Consider the following 14,240-nt stretch of genomic DNA (forward strand, 5'->3'; position numbering starts at 1 on the left):
CACGAAGTCCTGCTGATCCGTCGCATCCGCGATCTGCTGTACGAGCAGGGCTTCACCATCAACGGCGCGCGCAATCGCCTCGACGAAGGCCGCCAGCAAAGCCATGCGCCCGCCGAAGACGAGCAGGAAGTGGTCGCAGCGGTGCCGGCCGACGAGGCACCGGTCTTCTCGCTCGACATCAACAACCTGCGCAATGAGCTGGTGGAAGTCCAGCACCTGCTCGCGCAACTCAGGCAGATCGCGCGGCACGAATAAAAAGTGCATTAAGGTCTAGCCAGCTGAGAATTGCTTCTGCTATAATCTTTTTCTTTCGGGGCGTAGCGCAGCCTGGTAGCGTACCTGCATGGGGTGCAGGTGGTCGGAGGTTCAAATCCTCTCGCCCCGACCAGTATTAAGAAGGCCTAGCGGGTTTTACTCGCTAGGCCTTTTGTCTAACTTGAGCAGCGTTGTCTAACTTGGCTGCCAACGAGCCATCCCGGCCGTCCGGTTGGCTGACGTATGGGTTGGTTTGCGGCGATCTGTTATGTACTGCATATAGCAGGGGTACTCGATGTCTTGGACCGACTACACGCACGCGAAAGTCTTTGGTACCGTTGTCTTTCGTCCCTACTCGGACACCCTCGCCGAAATCGAACGCCATCTGGATCAAATGCTGGGTGGTCACCCGGATATAGCGCGAGGCTACATTCCCCTCCATAAACGGGATCTGATCTTTTGTTTTGGTGATCAAGGTTCTCTCCTCGTCGTTTCGGGCGGTTCATCACGTCATATTCCGACGCATATTGCCGGTCCGCTGGCAGAGATCGGCCTAGCCGATGCGTGTCTGGGTGTGGTAGATGACGCTGCTACGCTGCTCGGAGTAGGGGAACTGCCCGAGGATTTCCTGCGGGTCATGCAGCAAATCTCATTCATCGTACCTAAGGTCATCGCTTTGCCGGGCATCGAGTTTTCAGTGCAAGGCGATGGACGGGCGGTCCGTGTGGTTCAAGAGGCTGCTGCAATCTTGTTCGAAGCAGAAAAGGAGAGATACGTGGCAGAAGTTGAGCAGGATCGTCCGAAGCGGATCTTTCTTAGCCATAAGTCTATCGACAAGGGGATCGTCCGGGACGTAGCGAAGACGCTTAGGGAGATTGGACTAGACCCCTGGCTTGATGAGGACATGATGCCCGCCGGAGCGAATCTCGAGCGCGCAATCAAAGAGGGTATGGTGTCTTCATGTGCTGCAGTGTTTTTCGTGACTCCGCATTTCCAAGATAAAGATTGGTTGGCGACGGAGGTTGACCATGCAATGGCCGAGAAGCGAAAAAAGGGTGATCGCTTCGCCATAGTTCCATTGTTGATGCAAACTGAAGACGGGAAGAAGGGGGCAGTGATCGAAATGATGGAGCAGTACCTCCATAAAGATGTTCAGTACCACCAGATCATCAACGAGATCCTGCGAGCCATTCCTATAAAGATGGAACGTGTAGCCTGGAAGGCAGGTCGTTGAGCCCTAGTTCATTCGAGTTCTCGATACCGGCGTGACTCGCTCTAGTGTCCGAGCCTTCGTGTAGTGCGCCGTCATCTCAGCCGTAGTGTGCCCACCGAGTGCTTGGGCCGCTGCGGCACCCTCCGTTCTTCCCTTGTCAGTTAGTGCCTTGGCCCGCAGGTCATGGAAATGCATACCCGTCAGGTGTAATGCATCAGGCTCTTTCCCCACATTCTTGCAGCTAGCCTCATAGCTCTCCAGCGCCCGCTGGCATGCTCGCTTCCAGGCCGTCTGGGCGCCGCTATAGGTGAATTTGCCGCCCGTCTGGGTGCTGATCACGGGGCCGATCGCCTTCACCTTGCCGCCCTTGGYCATGTTCAGCGTGGCTTGTAACTCGGGAGTCATCTCTACGAGCATCCGCACGCCGCTGCTATTCACCGTCTTGGCCGGGTGGAATAGGATGCCTTCGTCGCTCACGTCTGACCACTTCAGCTCGAGCAAATCCCCGATGCGCTGGGCCGTTTGATATGCCAGGTCGATCAGCGCCATGATGGCCAGGCCGGATGGCGTCGACTTCCCGTCCTTGCCAATCTGCGCCGCGGCCCGGACAGCGTCCAGCTCGGCGTCCGTGATATAGCGATCCCGCTTGCCTTCGCTGGCTCCGGCCACCTCCCGAACCGGGTTTCGATCGCACAGCCCCTTGCGCACGGCATAGGTGAAGATCACCGAGAGCAGGGCGCGGTACTGTTGCTGGCGTTCGGCTTGGTGGAAAAGTGCTTATCGAGGAATCGCGCCACATGCCGCGGCTTCACGTCCTCAGGCATCCACTCTCGGTCGAATTCGGCCTTGAGGAAGGTGGCCATGCGCCGATATTCCTCGCGCGTGCCCAGAGCATATTTCGGCAGTTTCTGCACCAGCCATTCATCGATGAGCGCCGGCATGTTGTTCGTCGGCTTGGCATCGGCCTCCCGGCTGAACCGCGCCAGCTCCGTGTAGAGCTTGGTTAGCCCCTCCTCGACACGGCACAGTTTGTGCCACTTCCGCTTGATGTCCACGAACCACCAAGATCCGTGCTTCTCATAGACGCGCGAGGGAAGCGGCGAGGCCTTTTTCCGGCGACCGATCATGCTGCCTTCCTATCCGACGCGAGTTCGGGGCCGCGGCGGCGTTGTTGCTTCTGCGCCGGCTGGCTGCCGACACCCATGATGTGGTGGCGCCAGACGCGCACGCTGCCATCGGGACGGCGGTCCGCCGGGATACCGGCCTTGTTGAGCGCCTCCAGCTGCTCGGCGGCGCGCCGGTAGCCGGTGGCCTCGATGATCTCTTCTTTGCTTAGGGTCAGTGATTCCATCCGCTTCTCCCAGTCCTGCCGGGTTGTTTCGATAATAGAGCGCGCTGCTGCTTCCATACTCACTTCATTGGCAGATACGCATGTGGTTGCTAATTATCGATTTTGAATAATTCGGGATAAATGGCGCTTACTACATCTCAAGTATTCGGGAATGCGGCCGTCAACGGATGCATGACTTCCAAGCCGCTCCATGAACTCCCCTACGACCATCCCCTTCGGGAAGAGGCCCGCAACTTCGAAGACTCCGTTCGCGCGATCCGCAAGGCGAAGGGGTTGAAGAACCCAGAGGACTGCGTGCGTGGCACGCCTGAGTACGATGATGTCGAGGAAGCGTTCCTGACGGAGATGCTCTCGTACCTTCCGCCCGCACCTGGTGAAGACAAGCGGCCTTGAATGAGTAGCGCGCGTCATGCGATCAATTCCATCTGCGCACGCTGCCGCTCGATCGCGGACGAGCATGCCGGGTTGAGCCAGACCACTTCGGTGCGCGCGCGGCCGCCGTCGGCCATATGCCGGCGCTCGTGGCGCTCCCAGTCGGGAAACAACTCGTCGTCGTAGAGGCTGCTGGGGTAGCCGGACAGCACTACCATCGCGCTCGAGCGGCGGAGTACTGCGGCCAGTCGGCGATGGTCGTCGTCGGTCATTTCGTGCCGGTACCCGTGCGTCTTCGCCGATCTGCCCTGGATTGCCGACCTGGTGGTGTGCGCATAGGGCGGGTCCGCGTAGATCAGCGTGCCAGGGTTGTCCATGCGGGCGACCACCTCGATCGCGTCTCGGTTCTCCAGCAGTACTCCCTGCAGGCGCCGCGTGAAGGTCGGGATGGCATCGGGCCAGCGCATCCACTCTGCCGACGGCAGGCCGCGGCCGTCGGTTAGTTTCGACCGAAAACCGGTGCGGCACCCGCGCGTGGCGCTGTCGGAGCCGTGGCCGAAGAACGAGCGGACGATCAACTTGTGCGCGCTGTCGATGTCGTCGACGGCCGGCTCATAGGACCAGTCGAATTCCTCGCGCGAGAAAGGTGTAAGCGACACCCGTCGCTGCAGCTCGAGCGCCTTGTCCTGGTCGCGTAGCACGCGGAACACATTCACCACTAAGCCGTCGAGATCGTTGTAGCACTCGGCCGGCACGCGCTCTTTCTGCAGCAGGATGCCGGCGCCACCACCGTACGGCTCAACATAGCAACTGTGCGCCGGGAAGAAGCTCATCACCCACGGCGCCAGGCGGAACTTGCTGCCGTGATACCGGAGGACGGGGCGGGTTACCGTCATGCTACGATGCCCTCCAAAAAATGGAGGGGTGATCGTGAACCTGCGTGACGATAGCCGTGTGATCATCGGCTGCCTTCTGGGTGGCCTCTTTGGCGGCATCGCTATTGCCACCGCATGGAAGTTCACTTTCAAGCCGGAGAAGGATGCTTGGGACATCCTCACGGCATTGGGCACTATTGGCGCTGTGTTCACAGCCCTCGCTATATCCCTTCTTGATGGGAAGCGGAGGCGCCGAGCAGCGGCCGATCAGGCCAATCTGGTTGCTGCGCGTGCCAGTGTGAGCATCTCGGTTGCTATTCGAGAGATTTCCTTCGCGACYGCACTTCTGGACTTCTATGACGATCCCAAGGACAAGTACAGCAATACCTACGACGTCATCAAAGAACACATCCMGTTGGCCCATATTGATCTCACCCACAGCGATCTCGCAGCCCTGGTTGCGCTTCCAAATCGCTGCGCTCACAGGATTGCACGGGCGGGGGCTCTGTTGCGATATGTCGAGCGAGACATGGGGCGAAACGCGTGGCTCTTCGACCGTTCCGCGCACGCGCTTGCGCAGAGTCCGAGCGGCCGGGTTGACCGCATTGAGCATTGGGCAAATGCGGCACATGATGCTGGGAATTTGCTGGCGGTGGCAAACCGAGAATGTGAGGCGGCTTCGGAACTGAGTGCCCCTATGCCGGATGGTCAGGAGGTCTGGGGAGATCTTGATTGAACCGAATGCGGCATGCATCTTCATACAACCTCCGATTGCTGCGACACCGACAGCGCCACAGCCACCGAGCGCACCCACACCGGCGTGGCCGACAGCATGAACGTCTCGCCCGTCTCTGCCAGCAGCAGAGTGGTGCCCATCACCTCGGCGATCGCCTGCGCGGCGTCCGGCGGCACGGCGTTGCCGATGCGCTCGCGCCAGGCCTGATCGCTCAGACCATCCAACTCGAGATATTCCTCGGGCTCGATCAGCGACTGCAGCGCAGCGAGCTCCAGCGTGGTGAACGGGCGGTGCCACGTGCCATCCAGCGCGCGGATGATCGCCACCAGCTTGTCGTTCACCGCGGGGATGCGCGGATCCGCCACCGACCAGCGGCCGTTGTCGTGGCCGGCAGCTGCTGACACTGCACCGCTCGGCTGTTCCCACGCCACAACGCCGTAGTGCCCGCCGGTCAGGTAGTGGTCGCCCGACTCGCGGCGCATGCCTGGGCGCGGGTCGGCCACGGCATATGCGCCCTGGCCGGTGTCGCTGCGCGCGATGACCGTGCCGGCCGGCTCGTCGAAGCCTGTGATCCGGTACTTGCCCTTGCCTTCGAAGCCCGTCGACGCGCGCGGATCCTGCACGCACTGGCCGGTGCCGTGCGCGCTGGTGACCGCGCCGGCAGCGTCAGCCCACGGCACGATGCGGAACTCGTTGTTGTGCTTGGCCGGGCCTGCGTGGCGAGGATCGGCGACGCTGAACGTGCCCTGGCCAGGGTTCGTGCCGGCAGTGATGGCGCCGGATGCTTCTGCCCAGCGCAGCACGCCGTACTGCTGGTATTGCGCAGCGTTCGCCGGGCCGCGCGGATCCGCGATCGAGAACGTCCCATTGCTGGGCAGCGATTCGCCCGCCACCGCGCCGGCGTGCTCTTGCCAGCCAAGCACACCCAGCGCGCCGTTGCGGCGCTCCGGCATGATCAGGTAGTCGCGCAGGTGGCCGTCTTGCACCTCCAGCTTGTTCAGACTGCGCCAGTCGCTACCGGCCTCCACGAATGCCAATCGCACCCAGGTCTTCCACTGCAGCGACGGAACGCGATGCATCGGGCCACCAGGCTGCGCGCCAGGCATCGGCATGCGGCCGAGCACCGTACCGACACCCTGCAGGCGCTTCAGCGGGGGCTCGTACAGGAATGCCGGGACCTTCTCCATGTGCCGCGCGACCAGCAAGAACCGCTTGCGGCTCTGCGCCAGACCGGCCAACTGGCCACAGTCGTGCGTGGTCTCGTTCACGGCATAGCCGTAGTGGCGCAGGATCTGGTTGATCTGGTCGAGCAGATGCCGGCCACGCGTCGCCAGCCGCGGCACGTTCTCGAACACGATCAGCTCGACCGGATCATCCTTCCATGCCTCGCACATCAGCCAGACGCAGCGCAGCGTCAGCTCGTTGAGCGCCTGGTACTTCGGCGTGCGGCTCAGCGCTTCCGACAGCAGGCCGGACGCGCCTTTGCACGGCGACGAGATGAACACGCAGTTCGGGCGCTCGTGTCCCGCTGCGCGCTTGATGTCATTCGGCGTCGCCTCACGCCAGCCCGCCGGCGGCTCTTTGCCGTGGAAGGCGGTGAACATCTCGCGCGTGAAAAGGTCCATCACCGTGCACGGCACGCCCACTAGCTTCTCGAAGTCGCGGGCAGCTGCCGGGTCGACATCGATGCCGCCGATGCACTTCCAGGTGGCGACCATGTTGCCGACCTGCGAAGCGGCCTTCTTGAAACCCTTGGCGCCGCCGCCGAGGCCGCAGCAGAAACCGAATGTCTTGTACTCGCGGCGGATCATGCCTTGTCCTTGTTGTTCGTTGTGAGCGTTGCCAGCAGCTCCGACTCCGGGCCGTGCTTCACCCAGCGCGAGAGCGCCTGCATCGGGTTCTTGGCCGCGCCGGCCTTCAGCGAGTGCGCCAGGCGCTCGATCTGCTGCATGCGAGTGCTCAGCACCAGGTTGCGTTCGCGCGCCACGTCGAGCAGCGATCGCGTCTCGGCCAGCTGCTGACGCAGCTCGGCGTTCTGGCGCTTCAGGTCGGACGAGTCGCGCGCGAGATCGACGACGTCGCCGTTCAGTCGGTCGGCCGCGCGGACCGGGGTGCGTAGGGGCCAGTTCATGGTTACGCCGCTTCCTTCAGCTCTTCGGGCTCGTCGTAGGAGAGGCTCATGTGCACCTCTTGGCCGAGCAGCTGGAGAATGCGCGCGGTGGTCGTCTCGTCGGGGTGTGCCTGCACGCGGAAGTTGATGAAGACGGTGCCGCCCTCTTGGAAGTCGAACGACAGCTTGTTGACCTTGGCGTCGTCGAGTTCGATGTCATCCTCAGCGCGCACGCCGCTCAGGATGGTCAGCTTCTGGTGCTCCCAGTTGCCGTCCCACTTCACCGTGCCCAGCGCCGGATTCTTCAGGTTCGGCAGGTAGCCGGCATCGGTCACCAGGCTGCCCTGCACCGACTCTTCCTTGTGATAGAACGAGGCCTTCAGCGTGGGCGAGAACTGCGCGAGCAGGTCGTTCGATACGCGCGCCTGGAGCTTCAGGTCCACGCCCAGCACGTTGTCGTCGCCGTGCTTCTCGTTGCGCGTGTTGATGTGCAGGATCTTGGTGAGTTGGTTTTCGAGTTCGAGCRTGCTGGGCTCCGGTGGTGGGAGGGAAGGGCCGGGAACGCGCCGGCCAAAGGGGGCGTTTAGGCTGCTTGGAACGTGAGCCGCTTGTAGACGGAGCGAGCGCGCGCGACGTCGTCGGCGCAGTACTCAACCACCTCGGGCAGACGGCCGGCCTTGACGTAGTCCCAGACCTTGGAGCCGTCGATGTCGCCCTTGCCTGAGAAGCCGAAGACCTGGCACAGCTTGTCCAGCTTCACCGTGCCGCGCGCGCCGGCCCAGCGCGTCATCGTGTCGAACACGGTCTCATCCCACGGCTTCGCGTGGAAGGGAATGAACGCTGGCGGGCGCTCGCCGAAGACCACCGCGCGCTGGAAGATGAAGCGCAGATCGAACTCAGTCACGTAGTGCCCGACGAAGCACGGCGGACGATTGCGGCTCGGATCGTAGTTCTCGTTCAGGTACTTGAAGAACGCCTGCAGCACGGTCCTCTCTTGCGCCACCACGGCGTCGACGGTCGGCTCCGACGCATGGAACGTGGCGGGCGGGTAATCGTCGAACGCGACGCTGATCACAGCCAGGTGGCCGAGGGCGCCATCGAACGACGTCTTGCGCCAGGCTTCTTCGACGGCAGCCGGCTTGCTTTCGGCTTCCCACTTGGCGATGGTCTCCGCGCTCTTATAGTTGCCGGGCGGCGTGATGTCCTTGGCAATGGCTGCGCGCACGGCGGGGTGCTGCGCGGGGATGGTCTCGATGTCGATGGTGATGATCATGGTTCTAATCCGCTGACTTGAGGGGAAGGGTTACGCCGCTTCGGCGTGGGGTTCGAGTTCGGCCTTGCGCTTGTCGTAGGACGCTTTGATGTCGTTGCGCTGGACTGCAGTAGCCTTGGGCCAGAGCGTGCCGAAGACGGTCTTCAATTCGTCCAGGTTGGCGCACTCACGCAACGTCAGGAGTGCGTCATCGAGGTCGACGGTGTCCTGGGGCAGCGCGGCATCTGCGGACGGCTCCGGCAGCTCGACACCGCTTTCCAGCCACTCAACGAGCACCTTCCCTGTTTCCTCGCTGATAGGCTTGGCGTCGCCGCGGAACAGGCCCGTTCGGTCCTTGGATGCATTGGCGTAGTGACCGTCGTGCACGATGTCGAGGACCACGGTGAACTCGTATTCGAAGCCGTCGCGCTGCTCGGTCTTCATCCCGAGCTTCGCCACCTTCTTGCGGCCGTTCTCTTCCACCTGCGCGGTCTCGGTCTTGCTGCGGCCTGTCGCGATGATGTGCATGCGGGACTGCAGCATGGCGTCGATGAAAGCGCGGTGGCGGGGCGTCAGCTCGTTCCAGGCGCTCCACGAGTTGCCGCGGAACTTTGCCGATGCGACCTGATCGACCAGCTCCAAGATGCCGCCGGAACCGCTCCACTCGTGTGTGGTGGAGTCGACGATCAGCACGTCATATCCTGCTTTCTCGGCTTCGCGGATGGCGGCGATGTAGCGCTCCGGGGTGAACGGCGGTGCGAGTTCCATCACATCGAAGTCGGCGACGTGGCTGTAGAGCGACGCGCTACCGTTCTCGGTGTCGATGCATGCGACGCGTCCGCCCAGGCCACGCGCGATCATCAGCGCGCCGAGCGTCTTACCCGAGCCCGAGGGGCCGGTCAGTGCCAGGCGAAGCTTCGCCTTCTTCCGCACTGCTTTCGTGAATGCCATGATTGGTCTCCTGGTTGGATTGGGTGGGAGCTGCCTCTGCCTCTTCTTGCTGGCCGAGGGACTGCCAGTACTGGATGCCGCCGTCGTCCATGTCAGCCTCCTGCAGCGAGCGCGACGGTGAGCCACCACACGATGCCGGCGGCCAGGCCGAAGCCGATGGCACCGGCCCATTGCTTGCCGCTCGAGCACTTCGCGACCGCCAGCAGTGCGTTTGAGCGAGGGTCGTAGATCACGCCAGCAGCTCCTTCGCGGCCATCACCGTGGCGTAACCGACGGCAAGCCAGAAGGCCACGGCCAGCGCGCGGTTGTTGCGGTCGATGCGGGCGCGATCCATCAGAGCGGGCTCGCGACGGACTCGGCCGGCGTGTACTCGATGGCCTGCAGCGACTGGATCTGCTCGTTGATTTCCTTGATGCGCTTCGCCAGTTGCGCGCGGATCTTGTCGCGCTGGCGCTCGAGCATCCGGATCTGCTCGGTGATGACGTCAAAGCCGTCCGGCAGATCGAACGTCAGCGTGTGGCGACCGATCGTCATGTAGCCGTGTTCGATCATTTCGACGGTCGACCACGTGTAGTCGATCTTGTCGCTCCACGAGTTCTTTTGTCCGAGGATGAAGCCCTGCACTTCGATGGTCTGGGTGGTCATGGAGGTCTCCTGGCCCGCGTCGCGCGGGCGGGTAGGGTTACGCGGCGAGGCGGTCTCGGCCTTCGATGGCGCTCAGCAGCTGGTACGCGTGGCCAAGAACTTCGGCCTTGTCGATCGAGTTCCAGACGACACGCTTGGCCGATGCGGCGATGTAGTTGCGCAGCAGGCGAGCGGCTTCCGGCTTCTTCGCCAGCCCATCGAGATATGCGCGCTCGGCCTGTGTGCCGTAGGCGATGTTGTCGGTGTCGGTGCTCATGCGACGCTCCGGGCGGCATCGATCCGGTCGCACAGGTCCTGCTCGGCGTGCGACTGGCGGATAAAGGCGCGGGCTTCTGCGCGCTCTTCGGCCAGCGACTCGGCGGCCTGCAGTTCGAGGTGCTGAACGAAGTTCGAATCGAGGTAGTCCAGCAGCTCACCGTTCTCGCTGCCGTCGTCGTTGACCGCGCGGATGCTCGCGGCTGCGAAACGAGGGGTCTGGCCGAAGCCGGGCGTGGTGAGCTCGCCGGACACGGACCATGCGTAGCCGGCGGCCGTCACGATCACACGTGCTTCATCGGTACGCTGCGTGCCTGGAAAGATCCGGGCGAAGGATTTGAGGGTCGGCATGGCGGCTCCTTAAGCGATGGCCAGGAGACCGAGGTCGTGCAGACGCTCGGCAGCTTTCGAGCCGGCGGTGACGAACTCGCAGAACGTGTTCAGGACTTGCTCGTTCCGAGCGCGCAGGGCGCAGGCGACGTCCGGAGGCGACATGCCGAGCTTCTCAGCCGTGGCTTCCACGGCTTGCTCTCGGATCAGGTCTGCCATCTGGGGCAGGGTGAGGGTGCGGGTCACTGTCGTCTCCATCGGTTGGGGTGTCGATGGAGATCATTCTACAAATAAGTTTGTAGTTAGCGCAAGGAGAATCTACAAATAAATATGTAGTCCTACAAACGAAAAGACGCGCACCGAAAGAGGGCGCGGGTGGTGGGGCAAATTGAGGTGTAAAAAAAGCCCACCGCAGAGGGTGGGCTCGACTTGATTGCGCGATGGTTACTGCGCAAGCACGGCTGGCTCGCAGCTCTTAATCGTAGTCATCCAGGCTTCGTTGAAGCCGATGGTCGAGTAGACCTTCATCTCTGTCGCCTGCGGGCCCGTCGCCGAAAACATGAACGTGGCGAAGGTGCCAAGGTCATGGTTCCAGGTGATGAGTGCCTCTTTGCGCGCCTTGTCGTTCGATAGCTTGATCTGGCCCGGCTGGCCCGCACGGATCTGACGCGCCTCGATGCATTGCGCGACCTCTAGGTAATCCCCGCGCAGCGTTTCGGTGCGCACCGGGGTCTGCTTGTCCAGGTCGTGCATGGTCATGCAGCCGGCCGCGCCAGCCGCAACGATGGGAAGTAGCAGAAGTGCTCGCATGTGGGTCTCATTGTCCGCGCTTTACAGGCGCGTCTTGATCTTTCGCGCGGGAACGGGGTGCGCGATGTAATAGACCCAAGTCACGTCTTCCAGGTCGTAGGTCAGAACTTGGGGGTCGTTATAACTGCCCAGGCGAAGGCCGGCGCGGCGTGAGAGTAKGCGCTTGATCATCGTCTCGCCGGTAGCCAGACGCACGAGCACATCGTCCTCAATCTCTGGCTCGGTGCCGGGTTCGACAAGTGCAAATTCGCCGGGATTGAACCGCGGCACCATCGATGTCCCGACAACTGGCGTCAGGAATGCATGGGGGTCCGGACTTGCAATCTCTGCGTACTGATCTGTTGCTCCCACTGGGTAATCACCATCCGTCCAAATACGATCAGGAAGGCCCCCCGTTGCCCTCCCCACAACAAACACGCGCCTGAACTTCGCTGTGTCCGCCGGGTAGCTGAGCGGAGTCGGCTGGGGTGCACTTGAAGGCTCATTGTAAGCCTCGGTTGTCACAGGATTGTCACCCGCCTTTGGAGGGGTGCTCCTCACCTTCGGCTTATTCGGGCCGCCGTAAGCGAGCCAGTTGACGTCGCAATTGAGCACCTCTGCGAGGCGGACGGTGTACTTGCTGGACCGGGCGTTTTTGTTGGGGTCCAGCAGGTGCTGGATGTTCTGAGGCTTGCATCCATGACCGACTCGGCGTGCGAGTTCGCTTTGATCGGTGTGAGGGTCGAGGCCCGCGCATTTCATAGCCCAGGCGAGTCGTTCGGCGTACGTGTTCATAACAAGGCATTTTGTAGCCTTGCCTTGCAAAAAGGTTTGTAGAGTGCTACAAATACGTTTGTAGACAACGCGCTCACTCACCATGACCGAAGCCCTCTCTGGCCCGCTCGACATCGCCATTTCAATTGCTGGATCGCAAACGAAGCTCGCAKCTGAGCTCGGCGTCTCCCAGCAAAACATTTCCAATTGGGTGAAGTCTGGCATCCCCCAAGACAAGCGACCCGTGATCGCACGGAAGCTGGAGCGACTCACCGGCGGCCGAGTGACCCGCCAGATGGTCTGCCCCGACGACTGGGCGGAAATCTGGCCGGAGTTGGCAGATGTCCCAGCCCATCCTGCCTGACGGGGAGACGACGATGCAAAACCAGAGGGTCGTTGCGTGCCTGCTCAGTTCGGCTGATCCGGATTCTGAGGGGCGAGATTCGCCATCGCCTGAAGTTGTCCGGCTTGTTTGGAAAGGTCTTCTAGCAAGGCGGGAAGCAATTCTCGCGGGATCGCAATCCACGGCGTTGCGTACAGATCGTCGTCGCCAGGGGTCGGAGTGAATTGGATCCTGAGTTTGACCGAATCGAGCAGTGGCTCCAGTTCGGTCTGGAAGTTTGAGTAATAGGTAACGGTGTTTTGGTCCATACGTCGCCTCCAAGGCTGTCAATCGGTGTGTGAGAGCTTCGATTGTAGCCACGGCGACGGATGGGCCTCCTAACTCTCCGGGTCCTCTTTGGCGACCTGAACCATGGCCTGCGTCCCGATCAGCTCTTTTCTGAACGCCGTCATCCAGGGATCGCCAACGACGATCGGTCCGCTGCACAAGCGGCAGGTCTTGGCAGCGGCGGGGACGTCCGTCTGGTTTCCGCAGCTCGCGCAGTGCGGGATCTCGATGGGCTTGGATTTGGGCATGGCCGGGTTCCATGTGGTGACGTAGGGAAAGTTTAGCGGGCATCGCTCTGATGCCTTTCTTTTTACGCAATGCCCAACCGGTTATTCAACCGGTTACGCGATGAATTTTCACTAAGGAGGCTGTGTGGACGAACTCAGGCTGCTGGGCGGTGTGGTCAACGGGCCGGCGTTCCTGCCAGCCGAGATCATCGACGGGTGCGCCTCGTATCGCCAGGCGGTGCGGGCGTCATGGCTGCATCGCCGGATCAACGCGATGACCCAGCGCACGCTCGCCGAGCGGACCGAGTGCTATGCGTCCCACGTCTCCGACTACCTGCATGCCGACGACCGGTCCACCCGCCGCAACCTACCTGCCGAGAAGCTGAACTTGTGGGCGGCTGCCGTCGGGAACTGGGGCGTCCAGCAGTGGCTGATGCATCAGGCGAAGTTGACGCTGATGGAAGAGGTGATCGCAGCTCGCGCTGCGGCTTGAGCCTGGAGCGCCTCAAGGCGCCCGGGATGCGGTAACGGCAGTACTTGAACCGGACATCCGGGGGAATCATGGAACAGCTCTCTGGCCAGCAATGGCCCAGGCGGCGCGCCAGCGGCAACGGCCGGCGCCGCGTCATCACAGCGGCCGCGCTGACCGCGGCGGATCGCCTGAAGTCTCACATCGACGAGCTCTGCCACCGCATGACCGTGGCCGACTCGCGCGCCGTGCGCATGCAGCTCTGCGTCGAGCTGAAGCAGGCCATCGCTGAGCACCTGGCATTGTCCCGGAGCACAGCATGACCAAGGACGGGCAAAAGAGTGCGCCGAAGAACCGCTATCGCAAGATCGAGGTCCGCATGTGGGGTGACGAGCGATTCCGCGCGTTGTCACCTTTGCAGCCTTGCGGTCAAGGCCTGTGGGTATTCCTGCTGACGGGCCCTCATACCGGGCCGATCCCCGGCCTATTCCGAGCCGGCCGGGCAGCCATGGCGGAGGAACTCGACTGGGACGTCGAAGCCTTCGAGGAAGCCTTCGGGGAAGTCTTCCAGCAAGGGATGGCGAAAGCTGATTGGAAGGCTAAGGTCGTGTGGATTCCAAAGGCGATCCAGTGCAATCGCCCGGAGTCCCCCAACGTGGTGCTGTCCTGGGGCGGAGAGTGGGACCTGATTCCCGAGTGCGACCTCAAGCGGGAAGCCTATGAAGCGCTGAAGGCCAGTATTTACGGGCTTGGAGAGAGTTTCGCCAAGGCTTTCGATAAGGCTTTCGGTAAGCCTTCCGAGAAGCCTTTGCCTATGCCATACGGTAAGACATGCGCTAATCAGGAGCAGGAGCAGGAGCAGGAGCAGGAGCAGGATAAAAGAAGTAACCCTGACGGGTTACTCGTCGACAGCGAGTCCGCTGCCGACTTGACCCTAATCGCCGGCGGGGCAAAGACCACCCGCCC

Annotated in this window: 25 protein-coding genes, 1 tRNA gene and 1 pseudogene; 9 read left to right on the forward strand and 18 right to left on the reverse strand. The window is 62.2% G+C overall.

Annotated elements, in window-relative coordinates; translation table 11 throughout:
* From AC1DO7_RS32345 to AC1DO7_RS32355, 3 genes are all read left to right on the forward strand, one after another.
* Positions 1 to 255: MerR family transcriptional regulator (locus AC1DO7_RS32345; protein ID WP_477117023.1), on the forward strand; the 255-nt coding region annotated here is incomplete at its 5' end.
* A 56-nt stretch (positions 256 to 311) separates the two neighbouring features.
* A tRNA-Pro gene (locus AC1DO7_RS32350) sits at positions 312 to 388 on the forward strand.
* A 162-nt stretch (positions 389 to 550) separates the two neighbouring features.
* Complete coding sequence (locus AC1DO7_RS32355) at positions 551 to 1,489, forward strand: toll/interleukin-1 receptor domain-containing protein (RefSeq protein WP_441616412.1); 939 nt, start codon at positions 551 to 553, stop codon at positions 1,487 to 1,489.
* A gap of 3 nt (positions 1,490 to 1,492) precedes the next feature.
* Here AC1DO7_RS32355 and AC1DO7_RS32360 read toward each other — a convergent pair whose 3' ends face one another.
* Genes AC1DO7_RS32360 through AC1DO7_RS32370 form a run of 3 tightly spaced genes read right to left on the reverse strand, consistent with a single transcriptional unit; the run spans position 1,493 to position 2,819 of the window.
* The gene (locus tag AC1DO7_RS32360; protein WP_477117024.1) at positions 1,493 to 2,194 is read right to left on the reverse strand and encodes a tyrosine-type recombinase/integrase; all 702 of its coding nucleotides are present in this window, start codon (positions 2,192 to 2,194) and stop codon (positions 1,493 to 1,495) included.
* On the reverse strand, positions 2,191 to 2,595 hold the full coding sequence (locus AC1DO7_RS32365; protein ID WP_441616408.1) for a hypothetical protein: 405 nt from the start codon (positions 2,593 to 2,595) through the stop codon (positions 2,191 to 2,193). The genes AC1DO7_RS32360 and AC1DO7_RS32365 overlap by 4 nt, the downstream gene beginning before the upstream one ends.
* Positions 2,592 to 2,819, reverse strand: coding sequence for a DUF4224 domain-containing protein (locus AC1DO7_RS32370; RefSeq protein WP_441616407.1), 228 nt, complete (start codon positions 2,817 to 2,819; stop codon positions 2,592 to 2,594). The genes AC1DO7_RS32365 and AC1DO7_RS32370 overlap by 4 nt, the downstream gene beginning before the upstream one ends.
* A gap of 171 nt (positions 2,820 to 2,990) precedes the next feature.
* Here AC1DO7_RS32370 and AC1DO7_RS32375 point away from each other — a divergent pair, with 171 nt between their 5' ends.
* Positions 2,991 to 3,212 carry a hypothetical protein gene (locus AC1DO7_RS32375; protein WP_441616405.1) on the forward strand — a complete coding sequence of 74 codons (222 nt, stop codon included), beginning with the start codon at positions 2,991 to 2,993 and terminating at the stop codon, positions 3,210 to 3,212.
* A 14-nt stretch (positions 3,213 to 3,226) separates the two neighbouring features.
* On the opposite strand, the gene AC1DO7_RS32380 is transcribed toward AC1DO7_RS32375, so the two are convergent.
* Entirely contained in the window at positions 3,227 to 4,087 is an 861-nt protein-coding gene (locus AC1DO7_RS32380; RefSeq protein ID WP_441616403.1) for a DNA adenine methylase, read from the reverse strand.
* Between the two features lie 34 nt (positions 4,088 to 4,121).
* On the opposite strand from AC1DO7_RS32380, the gene AC1DO7_RS32385 reads away from it, so the two are divergent.
* Positions 4,122 to 4,802 (forward strand): hypothetical protein, encoded by a 681-nt coding sequence (locus tag AC1DO7_RS32385; RefSeq protein ID WP_477117025.1) that lies wholly within the window; start codon positions 4,122 to 4,124, stop codon positions 4,800 to 4,802.
* Between the two features lie 20 nt (positions 4,803 to 4,822).
* Here the strand turns inward: AC1DO7_RS32385 and AC1DO7_RS32390 are convergent, their stop codons facing one another.
* The 12 genes from AC1DO7_RS32390 to AC1DO7_RS32445 form a co-directional block, all read right to left on the reverse strand.
* Entirely contained in the window at positions 4,823 to 6,613 is a 1,791-nt protein-coding gene (locus AC1DO7_RS32390) for a DNA cytosine methyltransferase (protein WP_441616399.1), read from the reverse strand.
* A complete protein-coding gene (locus AC1DO7_RS32395; protein WP_441616397.1) occupies positions 6,610 to 6,933 on the reverse strand; it encodes a hypothetical protein in 324 nt (107 codons plus the stop codon). The genes AC1DO7_RS32390 and AC1DO7_RS32395 overlap by 4 nt, the downstream gene beginning before the upstream one ends.
* 2 nt (positions 6,934 to 6,935) lie before the next feature.
* Positions 6,936 to 7,355, reverse strand: coding sequence for a hypothetical protein (locus AC1DO7_RS32400; protein WP_477117026.1), 420 nt, complete (start codon positions 7,353 to 7,355; stop codon positions 6,936 to 6,938).
* Between the two features lie 140 nt (positions 7,356 to 7,495).
* Positions 7,496 to 8,185 (reverse strand): 3'-5' exonuclease family protein, encoded by a 690-nt coding sequence (locus tag AC1DO7_RS32405; protein WP_441616393.1) that lies wholly within the window; start codon positions 8,183 to 8,185, stop codon positions 7,496 to 7,498.
* A 30-nt stretch (positions 8,186 to 8,215) separates the two neighbouring features.
* Positions 8,216 to 9,115 (reverse strand): ATP-binding protein, encoded by a 900-nt coding sequence (locus AC1DO7_RS32410; RefSeq protein WP_441616391.1) that lies wholly within the window; start codon positions 9,113 to 9,115, stop codon positions 8,216 to 8,218.
* Between the two features lie 92 nt (positions 9,116 to 9,207).
* A complete protein-coding gene (locus tag AC1DO7_RS32415) occupies positions 9,208 to 9,348 on the reverse strand; it encodes a hypothetical protein (RefSeq protein WP_441616389.1) in 141 nt (46 codons plus the stop codon).
* A gap of 100 nt (positions 9,349 to 9,448) precedes the next feature.
* On the reverse strand, positions 9,449 to 9,760 hold the full coding sequence (locus tag AC1DO7_RS32420; RefSeq protein ID WP_441616387.1) for a hypothetical protein: 312 nt from the start codon (positions 9,758 to 9,760) through the stop codon (positions 9,449 to 9,451).
* 37 nt (positions 9,761 to 9,797) lie between these two features.
* Complete coding sequence (locus AC1DO7_RS32425) at positions 9,798 to 10,016, reverse strand: hypothetical protein (protein ID WP_441616385.1); 219 nt, start codon at positions 10,014 to 10,016, stop codon at positions 9,798 to 9,800.
* Positions 10,013 to 10,366, reverse strand: coding sequence for a hypothetical protein (locus tag AC1DO7_RS32430; protein ID WP_441616383.1), 354 nt, complete (start codon positions 10,364 to 10,366; stop codon positions 10,013 to 10,015). Before AC1DO7_RS32430 ends, AC1DO7_RS32425 begins: the two co-directional genes overlap by 4 nt.
* Before the next feature lie 9 nt (positions 10,367 to 10,375).
* Complete coding sequence (locus tag AC1DO7_RS32435; protein WP_441616381.1) at positions 10,376 to 10,591, reverse strand: Maf family protein; 216 nt, start codon at positions 10,589 to 10,591, stop codon at positions 10,376 to 10,378.
* Between the two features lie 198 nt (positions 10,592 to 10,789).
* A complete protein-coding gene (locus AC1DO7_RS32440; RefSeq protein WP_441616379.1) occupies positions 10,790 to 11,155 on the reverse strand; it encodes a hypothetical protein in 366 nt (121 codons plus the stop codon).
* A gap of 21 nt (positions 11,156 to 11,176) precedes the next feature.
* On the reverse strand, positions 11,177 to 11,929 hold the full coding sequence (locus AC1DO7_RS32445; RefSeq protein ID WP_477117027.1) for a S24 family peptidase: 753 nt from the start codon (positions 11,927 to 11,929) through the stop codon (positions 11,177 to 11,179).
* Positions 11,930 to 12,011: 82 nt separating this feature from the next.
* Here AC1DO7_RS32445 and AC1DO7_RS32450 point away from each other — a divergent pair, with 82 nt between their 5' ends.
* On the forward strand, positions 12,012 to 12,272 hold the full coding sequence (locus tag AC1DO7_RS32450) for a Cro/CI family transcriptional regulator (protein ID WP_477117028.1): 261 nt from the start codon (positions 12,012 to 12,014) through the stop codon (positions 12,270 to 12,272).
* A 44-nt stretch (positions 12,273 to 12,316) separates the two neighbouring features.
* Here AC1DO7_RS32450 and AC1DO7_RS32455 read toward each other — a convergent pair whose 3' ends face one another.
* Both AC1DO7_RS32455 and AC1DO7_RS32460 read right to left on the reverse strand, forming a co-directional pair.
* Complete coding sequence (locus tag AC1DO7_RS32455) at positions 12,317 to 12,559, reverse strand: hypothetical protein (protein ID WP_441616373.1); 243 nt, start codon at positions 12,557 to 12,559, stop codon at positions 12,317 to 12,319.
* A gap of 69 nt (positions 12,560 to 12,628) precedes the next feature.
* Complete coding sequence (locus AC1DO7_RS32460; RefSeq protein ID WP_441616371.1) at positions 12,629 to 12,826, reverse strand: hypothetical protein; 198 nt, start codon at positions 12,824 to 12,826, stop codon at positions 12,629 to 12,631.
* A gap of 124 nt (positions 12,827 to 12,950) precedes the next feature.
* On the opposite strand from AC1DO7_RS32460, the gene AC1DO7_RS32465 reads away from it, so the two are divergent.
* From AC1DO7_RS32465 to AC1DO7_RS32475, 3 genes and pseudogenes are all read left to right on the forward strand, one after another.
* Positions 12,951 to 13,298 (forward strand): XRE family transcriptional regulator, encoded by a 348-nt coding sequence (locus AC1DO7_RS32465; RefSeq protein WP_441616369.1) that lies wholly within the window; start codon positions 12,951 to 12,953, stop codon positions 13,296 to 13,298.
* A gap of 68 nt (positions 13,299 to 13,366) precedes the next feature.
* Positions 13,367 to 13,597, forward strand: coding sequence for a hypothetical protein (locus AC1DO7_RS32470; protein ID WP_441616367.1), 231 nt, complete (start codon positions 13,367 to 13,369; stop codon positions 13,595 to 13,597).
* Positions 13,594 to 14,240, forward strand: a pseudogene (locus tag AC1DO7_RS32475) (hypothetical protein); the annotation flags it as partial. The gene AC1DO7_RS32470 and the pseudogene AC1DO7_RS32475, both read left to right, overlap by 4 nt.

Source organism: Cupriavidus sp. 05N40 (assembly GCF_056397305.1).

What these genes read in the sequence shown, in the direction of transcription:
- AC1DO7_RS32395 (WP_441616397.1), bottom strand. Translation starts at nt 6,933, where the DNA reads ATGAACTGGCCCCTACGCACCCCGGTCCGCGCGGCCGACCGACTGAAC.
- AC1DO7_RS32440 (WP_441616379.1), bottom strand. Translation starts at nt 11,155, where the DNA reads ATGCGAGCACTTCTGCTACTTCCCATCGTTGCGGCTGGCGCGGCCGGC.
- AC1DO7_RS32425 (WP_441616385.1), bottom strand. Translation starts at nt 10,016, where the DNA reads ATGAGCACCGACACCGACAACATCGCCTACGGCACACAGGCCGAGCGC.
- AC1DO7_RS32430 (WP_441616383.1), bottom strand. Translation starts at nt 10,366, where the DNA reads ATGCCGACCCTCAAATCCTTCGCCCGGATCTTTCCAGGCACGCAGCGT.
- AC1DO7_RS32390 (WP_441616399.1), bottom strand. Translation starts at nt 6,613, where the DNA reads ATGATCCGCCGCGAGTACAAGACATTCGGTTTCTGCTGCGGCCTCGGC.
- AC1DO7_RS32455 (WP_441616373.1), bottom strand. Translation starts at nt 12,559, where the DNA reads ATGGACCAAAACACCGTTACCTATTACTCAAACTTCCAGACCGAACTG.
- AC1DO7_RS32370 (WP_441616407.1), bottom strand. Translation starts at nt 2,819, where the DNA reads ATGGAATCACTGACCCTAAGCAAAGAAGAGATCATCGAGGCCACCGGC.
- AC1DO7_RS32460 (WP_441616371.1), bottom strand. Translation starts at nt 12,826, where the DNA reads ATGCCCAAATCCAAGCCCATCGAGATCCCGCACTGCGCGAGCTGCGGA.
- AC1DO7_RS32355 (WP_441616412.1), top strand. Translation starts at nt 551, where the DNA reads ATGTCTTGGACCGACTACACGCACGCGAAAGTCTTTGGTACCGTTGTC.
- AC1DO7_RS32375 (WP_441616405.1), top strand. Translation starts at nt 2,991, where the DNA reads ATGACTTCCAAGCCGCTCCATGAACTCCCCTACGACCATCCCCTTCGG.
- AC1DO7_RS32420 (WP_441616387.1), bottom strand. Translation starts at nt 9,760, where the DNA reads ATGACCACCCAGACCATCGAAGTGCAGGGCTTCATCCTCGGACAAAAG.
- AC1DO7_RS32410 (WP_441616391.1), bottom strand. Translation starts at nt 9,115, where the DNA reads ATGGCATTCACGAAAGCAGTGCGGAAGAAGGCGAAGCTTCGCCTGGCA.
- AC1DO7_RS32365 (WP_441616408.1), bottom strand. Translation starts at nt 2,595, where the DNA reads ATGATCGGTCGCCGGAAAAAGGCCTCGCCGCTTCCCTCGCGCGTCTAT.
- AC1DO7_RS32380 (WP_441616403.1), bottom strand. Translation starts at nt 4,087, where the DNA reads ATGACGGTAACCCGCCCCGTCCTCCGGTATCACGGCAGCAAGTTCCGC.
- AC1DO7_RS32405 (WP_441616393.1), bottom strand. Translation starts at nt 8,185, where the DNA reads ATGATCATCACCATCGACATCGAGACCATCCCCGCGCAGCACCCCGCC.
- AC1DO7_RS32470 (WP_441616367.1), top strand. Translation starts at nt 13,367, where the DNA reads ATGGAACAGCTCTCTGGCCAGCAATGGCCCAGGCGGCGCGCCAGCGGC.